We start from the raw sequence: 15,484 nt of genomic DNA on the forward strand, positions 1-15,484 counted from the left end.
CGCCACCCCGACAGCCACAGCCGTCCCGATGGGCGCGGCCGTCACCGTTGCGGTCCGCACGGCGGTCGGTCACGTGCCGCCGCCCCGCGCGGAAGACCCGTGACGCCATGGACATCGTCTTCTACGTCCCCGGCGTGGTCCTTCTGCTCACGGTGGCCCTCAAACTCTCGACCACGAAGGAATCGTGGCGTGACCCGCCGCTGGCCGCGAGCAGTGCGCTGCTGCTCGTCGGCTCCCTCGTCTGCCTCCTGTCCGCGCCCACCACGATCGGTGCCGTCAACGGCCTGACCGGCATCGCCAACTTCTCCGCCGCACTCGTCTACTCCGGTATGTCGGCGCTCAGTGCCTGCTACCTCGTCCTGATGATCGTCTGGCGGGGCGGGCCGACCGACCAGGTGGGCCGCGCCTGCCGTCTGGTCGTGGGCGTCTACGTGCTGGTGATCATCGGCATCGTGGTCCTCTTCGCGCTGGCCGACGTCCCCGTCGAGCGGACCCGGGACCTGGACACGTACTACGCCACGACGCCGTACATGCGCGAGATGATCATGCTGTACCTGGTCTTCCACACCGCGGCGACCGTCGCCCTCGCGACCATGGGCCTCTGCTGGCTGCGGGAGGTACGCGACCTGACCCGCACGGGACTGACCCTGATCGTCGTGGGCGCGCTGTTCGATCTGTCGTACCAGATCGCCAAGTACACGGCCATGGCCGCCCGTTGGATCGGCCACGACTGGGATGTCCTCTCCACGACCGTGTCGCCTCCCCTCGTGGCGGCGGCCGGTCTCACCGTCGCCGCGGGCTTCGCGCTGCCCCGGGTCGGCCCGTCGGTCGCGGACAACGTCCGTGCCTGGAAGCGCCGCCGGCTGCTGCGGCCCCTCTGGGTGGAGATGCGCGCGCTGCGGCCCTCGGGCTCGGACGCCCACTGGTGGGACCCGCCCGTGGTACGTCTGGCCCGCCAGGAGATCGCGATCCTGGACGGCGTCCTGCTCTGCGCCCCGTACCTCGACGACGAGATCAGGAGGACGGCGTACGCAGCCGCACGCGCGCGGGACGCGACAGCGGAACCGGGTTCGGAAGTGGATTCGGCAGCGGATCCGAATTCGGCAGCGGGTTCGGAAGCGGAATGCGAGCCCGCGAGACCGGCGAACCCCACGGCGCCGAACCCCATCGCACCGATCCCCGGAACACCGGACCCCAGGACTCCGGGCGCCAGGACACCGGACCCCGCCGTACCCGCCCCCGTGGACCCGGACCCCGCCGAAATCGTGGCCGAAGCCGCCATGCTCGCCGCGGCCCGGGTACGGATGGCGGCCGACCGGAGTGCCGAGATCCCGGCGGACATGGGCCTGCTGCGGTCCGTCAACGAGCCGCATCTGATGGTGGGCCTCGCCCAGGCCCTGTCGTCCTCGCCGATCGTCGCCGAAGCCCGGCGGCGGGCGGCCGGGGCGACGCGTGCCACGGAGCCCCGCCCGTCGTAATGTTCTGAAGCTGTCACTCGTTCGAGTGAACGTCACGCATGCCTGGAACAACGGAAGTTGACGACATCCCGCCCTCCACGGCGTGCGCCGAACAGAGAGGGCCGCCCATGCCTGACAGAACCTCCGCCCGTCGAGGTACCGCGATCGTCATCGGAGGGGGCATGACCGGCATGCTCGCCGCCGCCGTACTCGCCGACCACGCAGAGGTCACCGTCATCGAGCGGGACGTCCTGCCCGACGGCCCCGCTCCCCGCAAGGGACTGCCGCAGGCCCGCCACGCGCACCTGCTGTGGTCCGGCGGCGCGAAGGCGATCGAACATCTGCTGCCCGGAGTCCTCGACCGGCTGGTGGCCCATGGTGCCCGCCGCGTTCCGATCATGAGCGGCATGGTCTCCAAGGCACCGTCGGGCCAGTGGTTCCGCAGGTTCAACCACGCCCACCACGTCAACGTCGTCTGTAGCCGTGACCTCCTGGACGACACGATCCGCGCCGAGGTGCTCAGCCGCAAAGGCGTCACGCTGCGGGAGCGGACCGAGCCGGTCGCCCTGACGGGCACCGCCGGGCGCGTCACCGGAGTCCGGGTCCGGCCGGTAGGCGGCGACCTGGGCAAGGACGGGAACCAGAGCCGGGATCAGGGCCAGGATCAGGGCCGGAACCAGGGCGCGGAGGAGTCCCTCACCGCCGACCTGGTGATCGACGCGAGTGGCCGCGGCAGTCGCGCCCCGCACTGGCTCGCGGAACTGGGGCATCCACCGGTCCACGAGCGCGTCGTGGACGCCGGCGTCCGCTACGCCAGCCGGATCTACGAGGCACCCGCGTCCGCGGGCGACAACTTCCCGATCGTCAATGTGCAGGCCGACCCCCGGCAGCCGCCCGGCCGGGGCGGCGTCATCCTCCCGATAGAGGACGGCCCGTCCGAGAGCGGCGCCTCCAAAACCCGACGCTGGCTGGTGACACTCTCCGGAACCCGCGGCGGAGAACCCACCGGCGACAACGACGACTTCGTCCCCTTCACGCGGTCACTCCCCCATCGCGTCATCGCGGACCTGCTGGCCGACGCGCACCCCCTCACCGACGTGGTCACCACCCGTAGCACCGCCAACATCCGGCGCTACTACGAGAAGATGACCGACTGGCCGGCCGGCTTCGCCGTACTCGGTGACGCCGTCGCCGGATACAACCCGGTGTACGGGCACGGCCTGACGGCGGCGGCGCAAAGTGCCGTGGCCCTTCAGGACGTCCTGCGCGAGCACGGCCCGGACGGGCCGGGGACGGCCCGGCGGATCCAGCGCGCGGCGGCGCGGCCGGTGGGCCGCGCCTGGGACCTCGCGGTGGGCCAGGACATCTTCTATCCCGGCGCCAGCGAGCAGCCGCCCACCCCGCTGGAGAAGGTCTTCGCCACCTTCATCGACCGCGCCGTCGACACGGGCGCCCGGAACCCGCACGCCCTGCGCGCCCTGCTCGACGTGATGAGCATGGAGCGCCCGCCGACCCGGCTGCTCAGGCCCGACATGGTGCTGCGGGTGTTCTTCGGCCGGAAACTGCCCCTCCTCGACGGCCCTCCGCTGACCGAGGCCGAGCGGACGGCCCTCAGCGCCTGAGTCACCGGCCGCCCAGCGCCTGAACGGCGAGGCGCTCACCGCCCGCGTCACAAGGTCGGAGCCCGCACCGATGAGGGCAAGACGGCGGTTACGGCATAAGCTCATTTCCTGCAATACCGCATGCTGTTGCCCCGTTGTTGCCTGGCAGACTGAGAGAGAGAAGTGAGCAGGGTGTTTTCGCAGGTCAGCGTGTTGACCAGGAACTCGGGGTAGGGCTAGGTGCACATCGTCATCATGGGCTGCGGCAGAGTGGGTTCCGCTCTCGCGCAGACCCTGGAACAGCAGGGGCACACGGTCGCCGTGATCGACCAGGACCCCACCGCCTTCCGGCGCCTCGGCTCCGGGTTCGGCGGCCGTCGGGTCACCGGCGTCGGCTTCGATCAGGACACCTTGCGCGAGGCCGGGATCGAGGAGGCCGGCGCGTTCGCCGCGGTCTCCAGTGGCGACAACTCGAACATCATCGCCGCGCGCGTGGCCCGCGAGATGTTCGGCATCGAGAACGTCGCGGCCCGGATCTACGACCCCCGCCGCGCCGAGGTCTACCAGCGCCTGGGCATCCCGACGGTCGCCACGGTCCGCTGGACCGCCGACCAGATGCTGCGCCGGCTGCTGCCGTCCGGTGCCGAGCCGCTGTGGCGGGACCCGACCGGAGGGGTGCAGCTCGCCGAGGTGCACGCGTCGACGGCCTGGGTCGGCCACAAGATCAGCCAACTCCAGGAGGAGACCGGGGTGCGGGTCGCGTTCCTCACCCGGCTGGGCGAGGCGATCCTGCCGTCTTCGCAGACGGTCCTCCAGGAGGGCGACCTGGTCCACGTGATGATGCGGACAGACGACGTCGAGAAGGTCGAGGCGGCCTTCGCCGAAGGCCCCGAGGAGGGCGGTCACTGATGAGGGTCGCCATTGCCGGAGCGGGCGCGGTGGGCCGGTCCATCGCCGGAGAGCTGCTGGAGAACGGGCACGAGATCCTGCTGATCGACAAGGCGCCGACCGCGATCTCGGTCGAGCGCGTCCCGCAGGCCGAGTGGCTGCTCGCCGACGCCTGCGAGATCACCTCGCTCGACGAGGCCGCGCTCCAGCGCTGCAATGTCGTGATCGCCGCGACCGGCGACGACAAGGTCAACCTGGTCGTGTCACTGCTCGCGAAGACCGAGTACGGCGTCCCGCGCGTCGTCGCCCGCGTCAACAACCCGAAGAACGAGTGGCTGTTCAACGAGTCCTGGGGCGTCGACGTCGCCGTCTCGACGCCGCGCCTGATGTCGGCCCTGGTCGAGGAGGCCGTGAGCGTCGGCGACCTGGTGCGGCTGCTGCGCTTCAGCCACGGCGACGCCAACCTCGTCGAACTGACCCTGCCGCCCGAGTCGGCCCTCGCCGGTACGCAGGTGGGCGACGTCCAGTGGCCCGAGGACACCTCACTGGTCACGATCATCCGCGGCACCCGCGTCATGGCACCCACCCAGGAGGACTCCCTGGAAGCGGGCGACGAACTCCTCTTCGTAGCGGCCCAGGCCCGAGAGGAACAACTCGAAGACCTGCTCTCGGTCCGCAAGGAAATGACGGACTGAGCAGACGCTTCGGCCTCTGGTACGGGGAGGGGGGCGCCGGATACTTCCGGCGCCCCCCTCCCCGTACCAGAGGTATCAGAGCGTCAGGCGCAGCCTGAATCCCGCCGCAACGGCGGCGCGCCCCCACGGCGAGTGTCCGGCGGAATCACAACGAACGGCACCAATACGGGTCAGCCGTCCGCAGGACGCTTCGCGGCGGCCTCTTCGGCCTCCATTTCCGCGAACACGTCAATCGGCGCGGGCGCCTTCGCCAGGAACACCCAGGTCAGCCATACCGCCAGCAGGAACGGCGGAATCTTCAGCGCGACGAGAACCCAGCCGAGCTGGGCGGTGTCGGCCCACCAGTACAGCGGGAAGAGAATCGCGCACTTGGCGAGCAGGATGAGGCCCCATGCCCAACTGGCCTTCGCGTACGCCTTCTTGCGGCCCGGGTTCCTGGTCCGCCAGGACAGGTTCTCCTTGAAGACCGGGCCGAGGATCAGACCGATCAGCGGGACACCCGCGAGGGTGGTGATGATGTAGGCGAGGGCGAGCCCGAGCGTGTAGAGCATGCCGGGCAGATAGAAGTCCTTGGCGTTGCCGGTCATCATCGCGAAGACGACACCGAAGGCGACCCCGAAGACCCCGCTGAAGGCGTGCTTGACGGTGTCCCGCATCACCAGGCGCACGACGACGAGCAGCAGTGACACGCCGAGCGCGGCGAGCGCCGACACATGCAGGTTCTTGTTGATCGTGAAGACGGTGACGAAGAGCAGCCCGGGGACGACGGTCTCCACCATCCCCCGTACCCCGCCGAACGCCTCGAAGAGCGCTGCCTCGGTCACGGCTCTGGAGTCGGCGGACCCGGTGTCCTGCGCGGATCCGGTGTCCCGCGCTGTGCTCCGGTGGTCGGTCGGCTTGTCGAGGGACGTCACCGGCTACTCCCGTCCGAGGGGTCTGAGTTCGTACTTGGGGTTGAACAGCACCCGGCGGCCATGGCTCAGCGAGATCCGCCCGGACGCGATCAGTCTGCGCCCCGGCTCGATCCCGACGATGGAACGCCTGCCGAGCCAGACGACGTCCAGCGCGGCCGAGCCGTCGAACAGCTCCGCCTCCAGGGCGGGCACTCCGGCCCGTGGGCGCAGAGTGACCGTGCGCAAGGTACCAGTTACGGTGACTATCTGGCGGTCGCGGCAGTCACCGATGCGGGTACAGCCGGTGGTCGCGGAGTCCTCGCGCAGCTCCTCCGACTCCAGGTCCTCCTGGGACGCCGAGATGTCGGCGAGCCGGTCGAGCAGGCGCCGGAACCGGCCCGTCGGCTTGTCGGGTCGAGGAACAGCACTCATACGGGGAAGCGTACCTATCGCTCGAAGCGGTAACCCATGCCAGGTTCGGTGATGAAGTGCCGGGGGTGCGAGGGGTCCGCCTCCAGCTTGCGGCGCAGTTGGGCCATGTAGACCCGGAGGTAGTTGGTCTCGGTGCCGTAGGAGGGGCCCCAGACCTCCTGGAGCAGCTGTTTCTGGCTGACCAGGCGGCCGGTGTTGCGTACCAGGACCTCCAGCAGGTGCCACTCGGTCGGGGTGAGGCGGACATCACGTCCCGCGCGGTTGACCCGCTTCGCGGCCAGGTCGACCGTGAAGTCCCCGGTGTCGACGATCACATCGTCCTCGCCGCCTCCGGTGGGCTCCGCGCGGCGGACGGCGGCGCGCAGCCGGGCGAGGAGTTCGTCCATGCCGAACGGCTTGGTGACGTAGTCGTCGGCGCCCGCGTCGAGCGCCTCCACCTTCTCGTCGGAGCTGTGCCGGGCGGACAGGACGAGGATCGGCACCCGGGTCCAGCCGCGCAGCCCCCTGATCACCTCGACGCCGTCCATGTCCGGCAGGCCGAGGTCGAGGACCACGACGTCGGGGTGGCGGGCAGCGGCGAGCTGGAGCGCGCCGGCGCCGTCGGACGCGGCGTCCACCTCGTACTTGCGAGCCTTGAGGTTGATCACGAGCGCGCGGACGATCTGCGGTTCGTCGTCGACCACGAGCACCCGGGTCATGGGCGCCTGCCTTTCTGGTGGTCCGGGTTCCGATGTGACCGGGGCGTGGACGGGGATCATGTGACCGCCTCGGCCGGCCGGACCTGCGCCGGTCTGGGCCGGCCCGCGGCGGCCTTGAGGGTGAGGACCATGGTGAGACCGCCGCCAGGGGTGTCCTCGGCGGCGAGGGTGCCGCCCATCGCCTCCACGAAGCCGCGGGCGACGGCGAGACCGAGGCCGACGCCCGCGCCGCGCGGGGCGTCCCCGTGCCGCTGGAACGGCTCGAAGATGCGTTCCTTGGCGTCGTCGGGGACTCCTGGGCCGCGGTCGACCACCCGGACCTCCACCCGGTCGCCGAGGGCGCTGGCGGCGACCAGGACGTGCCGCTCCTCGGGGCTGTACTTGACGGCGTTCTCGACGATGTTCGCGACGGCCCGCTCCAGGAGGCCCGGGTCGACGCCGACCATGGGCAGGCTCTCCGGGATCTCCAGCTCCACGCTGTCCTCGGGCACGCCGCCCAGCGCCATCGGCACGACCTCGTCCAGGTCGATCTCGCGGATCAGGGGTTCGACGGTGCCGGTCTGGAGGCGGGACATGTCGAGGAGGTTGCCGACCAGGTGGTCGAGGCGGTCGGCGCCCTCCTCGATGGCGGCGAGCAGTTCGGCCTGGTCCTCCTCGGACCACGCCACGTCGTCGGACCTGAGTGAGGAGACGGCGGCCTTGATGGCGGCGAGCGGGGTGCGCAGATCGTGGCTGACGGCGGCGAGGAGCGCGGTGCGGATGCGGTTGCCCTCAGCGAGCGTGCGGGCCTGGTCGGCCTCCTGCTTGAGGCGCTGGCGGTCGACCACGACGGCGGCCTGGGCGGCGAACGCGGCCAGGACACGGCGGTCCGAGGCGGGCAGCACCCGGCCGGAAAGCGCGAGGGCCATGTGGTCGCCGACGGGCATGTCCACATCGGCGTCCTCGGGCCGGTCGGAGGGGTTGGGCCCGACGCTGCCCGCGCAGGTCCAGGGCGTGACGTCGCTCTCGCGTTCCAGCAGGGCCACCGACTCCATCCCGAAGGTTTCGCGTACCCGCTCAAGGAGGGCGTCGAGGGTGGTCTCGCCGCGCAGGACGCTGCCGGCGAGGAAGGACAGGATCTCGGCCTCGGCGCGCAGCCGGGCGGCCTGATGGGTGCGGCGCGCGGCGAGGTCCACCACGGAGGCGACCGACACGGCGACCCCGACGAAGATCACGATGGCGACGATGTTCTTGGGGTCGGCGATGGTGACGCGGTGCAGTGGCGGTGTGAAGAACCAGTTGAGCAGGAACGATCCGAAGGCCGCCGACGCGAGGGCCGGCAGCAGTCCGCCGAGGAGGGCGGCGGCGACCGTCAGCGCGAGGAACAGCAGCATGTCGTTGGCGAGCCCGAGCTGCGAGTCGACGTTGTTGAGGACCGTCGCGAGGAGGACCGGTCCCGCGACGCCGACCAGCCAGCCCCATATGATCCGGGGCCTGCCCAGCCGGGCGCCCCGGGCGACGGGCAGGCCGCGGCCCTTGGCGACCTCCTCGTGGGTGACGATGTGCACGTCGAGGTCGGGGCCGGACTCCCGGGCGACGGTGGTGCCGACGCCGGGCCCGAACATGTACTGCCATGCCTTGCGGCGCGATGAGCCCAGGATGATCTGCGTGGCGTTGACGCCCCGGGCGAACTCCAGGAGCGCGGTGGGGATGTCGTCGCCGATGACGTGGTGGAAGGTGCCGCCGAGGTCTTCGACCAGGGTGCGCTGGACGGTGAGTTCCTTCGGTGACGCGGCGGTCAGGCCGTCGCTGCGGGCGATGTAGACGGCGAGGACCTCGCCGCCGGCGCCCTTCTCGGCGAGGCGGGCGGCCCGGCGGATCAGGGTGCGCCCCTCGGGTCCGCCGGTGATGCCGACCACGATGCGTTCGCGGGCCTGCCAGGTGGTGCGGATGTTGTGCTCGCCGCGGTACGCCTGAAGGTATTCGTCGACCCGGTCGGCGACCCAGAGGAGTGCCAGCTCGCGGAGCGCGGTGAGGTTGCCGGGGCGGAAGTAGTTGGACAGGGCGGCGTCGACCTTGTCGGACTGGTAGATGTTGCCGTGCGCCATGCGGCGGCGCAGCGCCTGGGGCGACATGTCGACCAGCTCTATCTGGTCGGCCCGCCGCACGACCTCGTCCGGTACGGTCTCGCGCTGCCGTACGCCGGTGATCGACTCGACCACGTCGCCGAGGGACTCCAGGTGCTGGATGTTGACGGTCGAGATGACGTCGATGCCGGCGGTGAGGAGTTCCTCGACGTCCCGCCAGCGCTTGGCGTTGCGGGAGCCGGGGACGTTGGTGTGGGCGAGTTCGTCCACGAGGGCGACGGCGGGGTGCCGGGCGAGGACCGCGTCGACGTCCATCTCCGTGAACGCCGTGCCGCGGTACTCCAGGTTCTTGCGCGCCACCTGTTCCAGGCCGTGCAGCATGACCTCGGTACGCGGCCGGTCGTGGTGCTCCACGAAGGCGACGACGCAGTCCGTGCCCCGTTCCACTCGCCGGTGCGCCTCGGAGAGCATGGCGTAGGTCTTGCCGACGCCCGGTGCCGCACCGAGGTAGATCCGAAGCTTGCCGCGTCCCATGGCCCCATTGTCTTCCAGTGACGGCCGCACGCTGCGTTGGCCGCGGTCAGACGTTACAGCCAGGAACTCCGACAAATCGGACAGGTGCACGGGTCAGGGACGTCCTTGACGTAACCCTGATACCCGTACGGGGGAAGACCTGGGGATGACCTGGGGATGACCTGGAGTAGACCCGAGGCGGACCAGGAGAGGACCTCGGAAAGGGCGACGGGAGACCGAAGGGGGAGATACCGGACGACCGCGAGGGGCCCGCCGAGGTCGGGCGCTGGCAGCGGTCAGGCGTGCTCGACGATCTCGCCGTCACGCAGCTCAAGGACCCGGTCCGCGAGGTCGAGCAGGGCCGCGTCGTGCGTGGCCACCAGCGCGGTGACGCCCTCACTGCGGACGACGGCCCGCAGCAGCTCCATGACGGCGTGCCCGGTCTCGGCGTCGAGCTGTCCGGTGGGCTCGTCCGCGATGACGAGCGACGGCTTGTTGGCGAGCGCGCGGGCGATGGCCACCCGCTGCTGCTGACCGCCGGACAGCTCGCCGGGCCGCTGGAGGGCGTGATCGGCGAGCCCGACCAGCGAGAGCATCAGCGCGACCCGCTCCTCGCGCTCGCGCGGGTCGACCTTGCGCAGCCGCAGCGGAACGCCGACGTTCTCTGCGGCACTGAGGATCGGGATCAGCCCGAAGGACTGGAAGATGAAGCCGATACGGTCGCGCCGCAGCTCCAGGAGTCCGTTCTCGCCCAGTTCGGCGAGGTCGAGTCCATCGACGTGCAGGGAGCCCTGGTCGGCGGTGTCGAGCCCGCCGACGAGGTTGAGGAGCGTGGTCTTCCCGGAGCCGGAACGTCCCTTCAGGGCGACGAGTTCACCGCGCGGCACGGTGAAGGAGACCCCGCGCAGGGCGTGCACGGCGGCTGCCCCGGTGCCGTAGGACCGGTGCAGGTTCTCGACCCGCACCATGGGGCCGTCCCCGCGCTCCGCCACGGCGGTGGTGCCGGTCTGCCCGCTGGTGTCCTGTGTCATGTGTGCTCCCCCGTGACGGTCGTGGCCGAGCGCCAGTATGGTCACCGGCGCCCGGTCACAGCAATGCCGGGGTCCCCTCGGACGTGCTCGGGGACGTGCTCAGGGGTACGCGCGGGTCAGTTGGGCTGATCCCCGTGGGTGAGGGTCTCCCAGGCGACGAACAGGTTGTTGGAGCCGGCCGGACGGTTCCGGGTGGTGAGGGCCTGAGTGTTGGTCATGGCGAAGCCCAGCCGGTTGTGCATGGCGTTGTAGCCGACCTCGGTGATCGGGCCGAGCCCTCGGTTGAGGGCGCCGCCGCACAGCCAGCCGGGTGCCGCCTCGCCCAGCTCGTACTTGGCCTGGAAGCCCAGCGCCTGACGCAGCCGCTCGCCCACGTCGGTGCCGTACAGGTCCTGGCCCTGGATCCGGCTGGTCTCCGCGATGTGCGAGATCGCGGAGATCCCGTACCCGGTGTGCGTGAAGTCGCGGCAGGTCTCCTGGGTGAGCCCGGTGACGAACGTGCCCTGCCCCTGCCAGTAGTTGACGATCTTGTCGCGGGTGTCGAGGTTCTGGCTGGGCACGGTCTTCGGCAGCGCGCCGTCCGACTCCAGATAGACGTACGCGGCCGTGCGGGTACGGAACTTGGAGATGGCCTTGTCGTAGGAGGTCTTGTCCTCCAGGAAGACGGAGATGTCGACGGCGGCCTCCATCATCGACAGCTCCCAGTTCCCGTTGGAGTTGGAGCCGTTGATCACCTTGGGCAGGTACACATTGCGCAGCATCGTCGAGAAGCGCCCGGAATTGGCCCAGCCGCCGGTGTACGTGTACTTGATGATCTCGGCGGCCTTGGGCCACGAGGAGCCCGCCCAGCCGGTCTGGAGCGGTGCGTTGCTGTTGGTGTGGTCCTTGATCGTCGCGGACCAGGCGTCCATCAGCTCGATGGCCTTCTTCGCGTAGCGGTCGTCGCGCGTGATGTACCAGGCGAGCGCGTCGGTGTACGCGGCGATCGCGTCCTCGCGCTCGTCGGTGCAGCCGTAGTTGGGGTTGGAGTAGGAGCCGCACTCGACGACCGCGCGGGGCGCCGGTGTGCGCGAGAGGGATGCGTACTTGCTCGCGATCATCTGGTCGAACGCCGACTTCCAGGGCTGGGCGCCGGCGTTGACCTTGTCGCGGACGAAGTCGAGCTGCCCGCGCGAGACGGTGACGCCGGGGTGCGCGAAGTTCGCGGGTGCGGCTTTCGCCTCGGGGGTGGCGGTGGGCCAGACGAGGAGGCCGGCGACAAGGGCGACGACGACCGAGGTCGCGGAGGTGGGGGTGCCTGCCATACGAGGGCCATCCGTTCTCGTATATGAACGATGCATGGATTCATGAACAGACGCGCTGGCCCGGACCATAGGTACGGACCAGACTTCCGTCAAGAGGTGAAGGAAGACCCGCTGCTCAATCACCGTTCAGATACGAGAACTTGGGCGAGGACGCGGACATGCGAGAGGGCCGCACCCGCGCGGGGTGCGGCCCTCTCGGTCGTGCTGCGCTGTTCGAGAATGTGGATCGGCCGGATGCGGTCCGGCCCTGGCGCGGCTCAGCTCCTGGCCAACTCCTGGTCAGCCTTTGCTCAGCTCTTGCGCGGCTCGGCCTCTGTGGGCGTGGGGTGTACCCGGCCCTCGTGCGGCTCGGTCCGCGTACGGCTCAGCGGACCTCGGTGATCTCCGGTCCACGGGCCAGCTGACCCATGCCGCCGGAGAAGCGGGAGCCCTCCTGGTCCTCCTGCTGGACTCCCTCGGCCACCATCTGCGCGTCGTCCGGCAGCTTGAGGACGATCGGGTCGCGGGGCGCCATCGGGCCGTCGCCACGCAGCACCACGGTGTCCCGGAAGATCTGCTCCAGGAGACCCGCTGCCTGCGGCTGCACGGCACCCTGCCCGGAGATCACCCCGCGCAGGAACCAGCGCGGACCGTCCACGCCGATGAACCGCACGACCTGGAAACCGCCCGTGCCGTCCGGCAGCTGCACCGGGACCTGCGCCCGCAGCTCCCAGCCGAGCGGCCCCTCGACCTCGTCGATGACACCGCCCTGCTGCGTGATGCCGCTGGCGATCTCCTCGCGGACCTCGCCCCAGATGCCCTCACGCTTGGGGGCCGCGAAGCCCTGGAGCTGAATGGCGCTGTCCTGGAGCACGACGGTGGCCGCGACGATGGCGTCACCGGCGACCTCCACCCGCAGCTCCATGCCCTCGACCCCGGGTACGAGCAGTCCGCCGAGGTCCACACGGCCCTCGCCGGGCTCGCTCACCTCGGTACTGTCCCACGGTCCGTCGGGGCGCGGTTCCGGTTCGAGCCGAACGCGCTCCGCCGCTGCCTCGTCCGCCGCGTCACTGTCGACGCCGTCGACGACCTGCTCGGCCTCGCTCGCCGCGTCCGCCGCGTCCTCAGCGGAACTCATCTTCTTGCGACGTCCGAACACGTCACTGTCCTTCCCGGTCGGATACGACCGAAGCGTATCGATTGCCACCCACGAGCCCATCGTCGCCGCCCACGGCGGCATGACCGCCGGTGGACCCGAAGCCCCCCTCGGCCCGCGCCGATGCGGGAAGCTCCGCGACCTCCTGGAAGCGGACCTTCTCCACCTGCTGGACGATGAGTTGGGCAATCCGGTCGAAGCGCTCGAACCGCACCGACTCGCGCGGATCGAGATTCACCACGATCACCTTGATCTCCCCACGGTACCCGGCATCAACCGTCCCTGGGGCATTCACCAGGGCGACACCGCAGCGGGCGGCCAGTCCGGACCGTGGGTGCACGAAGGCGGCGTACCCCTCAGGCAGGGCGATCGACACCCCGGTGGGCAGCACGACACGCTCACCGGGCGCCAGCTCGTACGCCTCCGTGGTCCGCAGATCGGCCCCCGCGTCCCCGGGGAGCGCATACGACGGAAGGGGAACGTCCGGGTCCAGGCGTCGAATCAGTACCGGAAGGTCGTCACGCACGGTGGCGGGCCCGGTACAAGCCAGTGGGGGACGGCTCATGGATTCACCTCGAAGGCACGGGCCCTGCGGACCTGGTCGGGGTCGCTCATGGCCGCCTGGATCTCCTCCGGGCGGCCGTTGTCGATGAAGTGGTCGACCTTCACCTCGATGAAGAGGGCCTGGGCGCGGACCGCGACGGGACCCTCGGGTCCGCCGATGCGGCCGGTGGCCCGGGAGTAGATCTTGCGCCCGGCGACCGCGGTCACCTCGGCCTCCAGATACAGCACGGTGCCGACCGGAACGGGCCGTACGAAGTCGGTCTCCAGGCGTCCGGTCACGGCGATGACCCGCAGCAGCCAGTTCAGCGAGCCGAGTGTCTCGTCCAGGGCCGTGGCCAGCACCCCGCCGTGTGCGAGGCCCGGCGCGCCCTGGTGGGCGGGGCGCACCGTGAACTCCGCCGCGACGCGTACCCCGTCCCCCGCGCGGGCCGCCAAGTGCAGTCCGTGGGGCTGCTCGCCGCCACAGCCGAAACACTCGCCGTAGTGCGTGCCGATGGGTGCTCCGGGTGCCGGAGCCTCGGGGTGCCTGACCGGCGCCGTGGCGTCGGCGGGGGGCGTCAGACTGGGGGATGTACCACTCACAGGCGCAGACCTTACCCGCGCGTCGGCCGTGCCCGCGCACCGTGCCAAGCTTGCCTCCATGCCCCTTCCCGCGGAGCCCGTCGCCCAGCCCTACGAAGAACGCCTGACCGCGCCACGGTCCTGGTGGGCCGTCTCGGTTCTGGTCGGGGTCGCCATGGCGCTGATCCTGCTCCCGTTCGGCTCGTTGCCGCTGCTCGGCGGCCTCGTGGGCGGTACGGCGGTCGCGGCGGTGGTGGTCAGCGCGTACGGCTCGGTGCGGATCCGGGTCGTCGCGGACTCACTGGTCGCGGGCGACGCGAAGATCCCGGTGGCGGCGCTCGGCGAGCTGGAGGTCCTGGACAAGGACGAGGCCGTCGCCTGGCGCTCCCACAAGGCGGACCCGCGCGCGTTCATGCTGCTGCGCAGCTACATCCCGACGGCCGCCCGCATCCCGGTCACGGACCCGCGGGACCCGACGCCGTACGTGTACGTGTCGACCCGCGACCCTCAGGCCCTGGCGGCGGCACTGAAGGCCGTACGCCCGGCCTAGGCGCCGGGGCAGGGTTCGGGGCCGGGTCGGGGCTTGTAGCGGGCCTCGGGGCCTGTGGCACGCCCGGTCCGGCCCTGGAGGGCCCACTGAGGACCGGCGTCAGCGGCCGAGTTCTCTCGGGTACCCCGGCTCCTCGTCCACGGACTCCGGCAGCGGGTGTCCCGGCTCGGGGGCGGGCAGTGCGTCCCGTGGCCGCTCCAGCGGCGGCAGGGTGAGCAGCCGGTTCCAGGGCACCTGATTCTTGCGCAGGTCCCTGCGGACGCGCTCGGCGAGCTTCTTGGTGTCACGGCGGTTCATGACCGCACCAACGGCGGCGCCCACCATGAACGGCATCAGGTTCGGCAGATTCCTGACCATGCGCTTCATGATCTGCTGCCGCAGTTCGCGCTTCATCTGGCCGCCGAGCGCGCCGTTGATCGTCGACGGTTTGGTCACATCGATGCCGCGCTCCTCCGACCAGGCGGTCAGATAGGCGGTGCTGCGCTCCTTGAGGTTGCCCGGCGGTCGCAGGCCGTAGACCTCGTGCAGTTCGGCAATGAGCTTCAGCTCGATCGCCGCGACGCCGGTCACCTCGGCCGCCAGTTCGGCGGCCATGGCGGGCGGTACGGGCATCATCGCGGCGGCGCCCACGCCCGCGCCGACGGTCGACGTGGCGTTCGCGGCGCCGGCGACCAGTTTGTCCGCCAGATCTTCGGGCCCCAGGCCCGGGAACTGTCTGCGAAGGGTCGCCAAGTCACGCACCGGCACGCGCGGCGCACTCTCGATGACCCGGTCGGTGAGATACGCGAGTCCTGCACGGGCGCGATCGGCGCTCTTGCGGGCGCCGTCCCGGGCGACGGCCACGGTGGTCCTTGTGAGGCTCTGTGCGGCCTTCCTCGTGCCGCTCGGGGCGGCACCGGTCGCCGGGGCTTTCGCGCCCCGTGTCAGGGCGTCCTCGGCCCTTTCCAGGGCACCCGTCGATCCGGTGCCGTCCGCTACTTCGAGCGAGGCCGTGCGGCCCCGCTCGTCGTCACGCTCGCCTTCGGTCAGGCCAGGGTCCGCCTCCCGCTGCTTACGGAAGCGGCGCTTCCGAGGTGGGGTCGAGCCAGTCACGGCC

At 70.7% G+C, this 15,484-nt stretch carries 15 protein-coding genes; 5 read left to right on the top strand and 10 right to left on the bottom strand.

What is annotated here, in order from left to right:
- The first annotated feature begins 107 nt into the window (after positions 1 to 107).
- From ACFVT5_RS19670 to ACFVT5_RS19685, 4 genes are all read left to right on the top strand, one after another.
- Positions 108 to 1,478, top strand: a complete 1,371-nt coding sequence (locus ACFVT5_RS19670; protein ID WP_389889038.1) for a hypothetical protein — start codon at positions 108 to 110, stop codon at positions 1,476 to 1,478.
- 107 nt (positions 1,479 to 1,585) lie between these two features.
- The gene (locus ACFVT5_RS19675) at positions 1,586 to 3,079 is read left to right on the top strand and encodes an FAD-dependent oxidoreductase (protein ID WP_389889041.1); all 1,494 of its coding nucleotides are present in this window, start codon (positions 1,586 to 1,588) and stop codon (positions 3,077 to 3,079) included.
- A 219-nt stretch (positions 3,080 to 3,298) separates the two neighbouring features.
- Positions 3,299 to 3,967: a potassium channel family protein gene (locus tag ACFVT5_RS19680; protein ID WP_389889044.1), complete on the top strand. Its 669-nt coding sequence runs from the start codon at positions 3,299 to 3,301 to the stop codon at positions 3,965 to 3,967.
- Complete coding sequence (locus ACFVT5_RS19685; protein WP_389889046.1) at positions 3,967 to 4,641, top strand: potassium channel family protein; 675 nt, start codon at positions 3,967 to 3,969, stop codon at positions 4,639 to 4,641. Before ACFVT5_RS19680 ends, ACFVT5_RS19685 begins: the two co-directional genes overlap by 1 nt.
- 170 nt (positions 4,642 to 4,811) lie before the next feature.
- On the opposite strand, the gene ACFVT5_RS19690 is transcribed toward ACFVT5_RS19685, so the two are convergent.
- From ACFVT5_RS19690 to ACFVT5_RS19730, 9 genes are all read right to left on the bottom strand, one after another.
- Positions 4,812 to 5,555, bottom strand: a complete 744-nt coding sequence (locus tag ACFVT5_RS19690) for a DUF3159 domain-containing protein (protein ID WP_389889049.1) — start codon at positions 5,553 to 5,555, stop codon at positions 4,812 to 4,814.
- Positions 5,556 to 5,558: 3 nt separating this feature from the next.
- Entirely contained in the window at positions 5,559 to 5,966 is a 408-nt protein-coding gene (locus ACFVT5_RS19695; protein WP_389889052.1) for an OB-fold nucleic acid binding domain-containing protein, read from the bottom strand.
- Between the two features lie 14 nt (positions 5,967 to 5,980).
- Positions 5,981 to 6,664 (bottom strand): response regulator, encoded by a 684-nt coding sequence (locus tag ACFVT5_RS19700; protein ID WP_389889055.1) that lies wholly within the window; start codon positions 6,662 to 6,664, stop codon positions 5,981 to 5,983.
- Positions 6,665 to 6,720: 56 nt separating this feature from the next.
- Entirely contained in the window at positions 6,721 to 9,264 is a 2,544-nt protein-coding gene (locus tag ACFVT5_RS19705) for an ATP-binding protein (RefSeq protein WP_389889058.1), read from the bottom strand.
- 275 nt (positions 9,265 to 9,539) lie between these two features.
- Positions 9,540 to 10,274: an ABC transporter ATP-binding protein gene (locus ACFVT5_RS19710; RefSeq protein WP_389889061.1), complete on the bottom strand. Its 735-nt coding sequence runs from the start codon at positions 10,272 to 10,274 to the stop codon at positions 9,540 to 9,542.
- A gap of 116 nt (positions 10,275 to 10,390) precedes the next feature.
- Positions 10,391 to 11,578: an alginate lyase family protein gene (locus tag ACFVT5_RS19715; protein WP_389889064.1), complete on the bottom strand. Its 1,188-nt coding sequence runs from the start codon at positions 11,576 to 11,578 to the stop codon at positions 10,391 to 10,393.
- 364 nt (positions 11,579 to 11,942) lie between these two features.
- Positions 11,943 to 12,716, bottom strand: a complete 774-nt coding sequence (locus tag ACFVT5_RS19720; RefSeq protein WP_389889066.1) for a DUF3710 domain-containing protein — start codon at positions 12,714 to 12,716, stop codon at positions 11,943 to 11,945.
- Position 12,717: 1 nt separating this feature from the next.
- The gene (dut, locus tag ACFVT5_RS19725; RefSeq protein WP_389889069.1) at positions 12,718 to 13,278 is read right to left on the bottom strand and encodes a dUTP diphosphatase; all 561 of its coding nucleotides are present in this window, start codon (positions 13,276 to 13,278) and stop codon (positions 12,718 to 12,720) included.
- Positions 13,275 to 13,859 carry a PaaI family thioesterase gene (locus tag ACFVT5_RS19730; RefSeq protein ID WP_389889072.1) on the bottom strand — a complete coding sequence of 195 codons (585 nt, stop codon included), beginning with the start codon at positions 13,857 to 13,859 and terminating at the stop codon, positions 13,275 to 13,277. The genes dut and ACFVT5_RS19730 overlap by 4 nt, the downstream gene beginning before the upstream one ends.
- A gap of 58 nt (positions 13,860 to 13,917) precedes the next feature.
- On the opposite strand from ACFVT5_RS19730, the gene ACFVT5_RS19735 reads away from it, so the two are divergent.
- Entirely contained in the window at positions 13,918 to 14,388 is a 471-nt protein-coding gene (locus ACFVT5_RS19735; RefSeq protein WP_389889075.1) for a DUF3093 domain-containing protein, read from the top strand.
- A 99-nt stretch (positions 14,389 to 14,487) separates the two neighbouring features.
- Here ACFVT5_RS19735 and ACFVT5_RS19740 read toward each other — a convergent pair whose 3' ends face one another.
- Positions 14,488 to 15,480 carry a hypothetical protein gene (locus tag ACFVT5_RS19740; protein ID WP_389889078.1) on the bottom strand — a complete coding sequence of 331 codons (993 nt, stop codon included), beginning with the start codon at positions 15,478 to 15,480 and terminating at the stop codon, positions 14,488 to 14,490.
- Positions 15,481 to 15,484 lie beyond the last annotated feature (4 nt).

This window comes from Streptomyces sp. NPDC058001 (genome assembly GCF_042886315.1).
Classification (GTDB): domain Bacteria; phylum Actinomycetota; class Actinomycetes; order Streptomycetales; family Streptomycetaceae; genus Streptomyces.

What these genes read in the sequence shown, in the direction of transcription:
- ACFVT5_RS19670 (WP_389889038.1), top strand. Translation starts at nt 108, where the DNA reads ATGGACATCGTCTTCTACGTCCCCGGCGTGGTCCTTCTGCTCACGGTG.
- ACFVT5_RS19675 (WP_389889041.1), top strand. Translation starts at nt 1,586, where the DNA reads ATGCCTGACAGAACCTCCGCCCGTCGAGGTACCGCGATCGTCATCGGA.
- ACFVT5_RS19685 (WP_389889046.1), top strand. Translation starts at nt 3,967, where the DNA reads ATGAGGGTCGCCATTGCCGGAGCGGGCGCGGTGGGCCGGTCCATCGCC.
- ACFVT5_RS19695 (WP_389889052.1), bottom strand. Translation starts at nt 5,966, where the DNA reads ATGAGTGCTGTTCCTCGACCCGACAAGCCGACGGGCCGGTTCCGGCGC.
- ACFVT5_RS19700 (WP_389889055.1), bottom strand. Translation starts at nt 6,664, where the DNA reads ATGACCCGGGTGCTCGTGGTCGACGACGAACCGCAGATCGTCCGCGCG.
- ACFVT5_RS19705 (WP_389889058.1), bottom strand. Translation starts at nt 9,264, where the DNA reads ATGGGACGCGGCAAGCTTCGGATCTACCTCGGTGCGGCACCGGGCGTC.
- ACFVT5_RS19710 (WP_389889061.1), bottom strand. Translation starts at nt 10,274, where the DNA reads ATGACACAGGACACCAGCGGGCAGACCGGCACCACCGCCGTGGCGGAG.
- ACFVT5_RS19715 (WP_389889064.1), bottom strand. Translation starts at nt 11,578, where the DNA reads ATGGCAGGCACCCCCACCTCCGCGACCTCGGTCGTCGTCGCCCTTGTC.
- dut (WP_389889069.1), bottom strand. Translation starts at nt 13,278, where the DNA reads ATGAGCCGTCCCCCACTGGCTTGTACCGGGCCCGCCACCGTGCGTGAC.
- ACFVT5_RS19735 (WP_389889075.1), top strand. Translation starts at nt 13,918, where the DNA reads ATGCCCCTTCCCGCGGAGCCCGTCGCCCAGCCCTACGAAGAACGCCTG.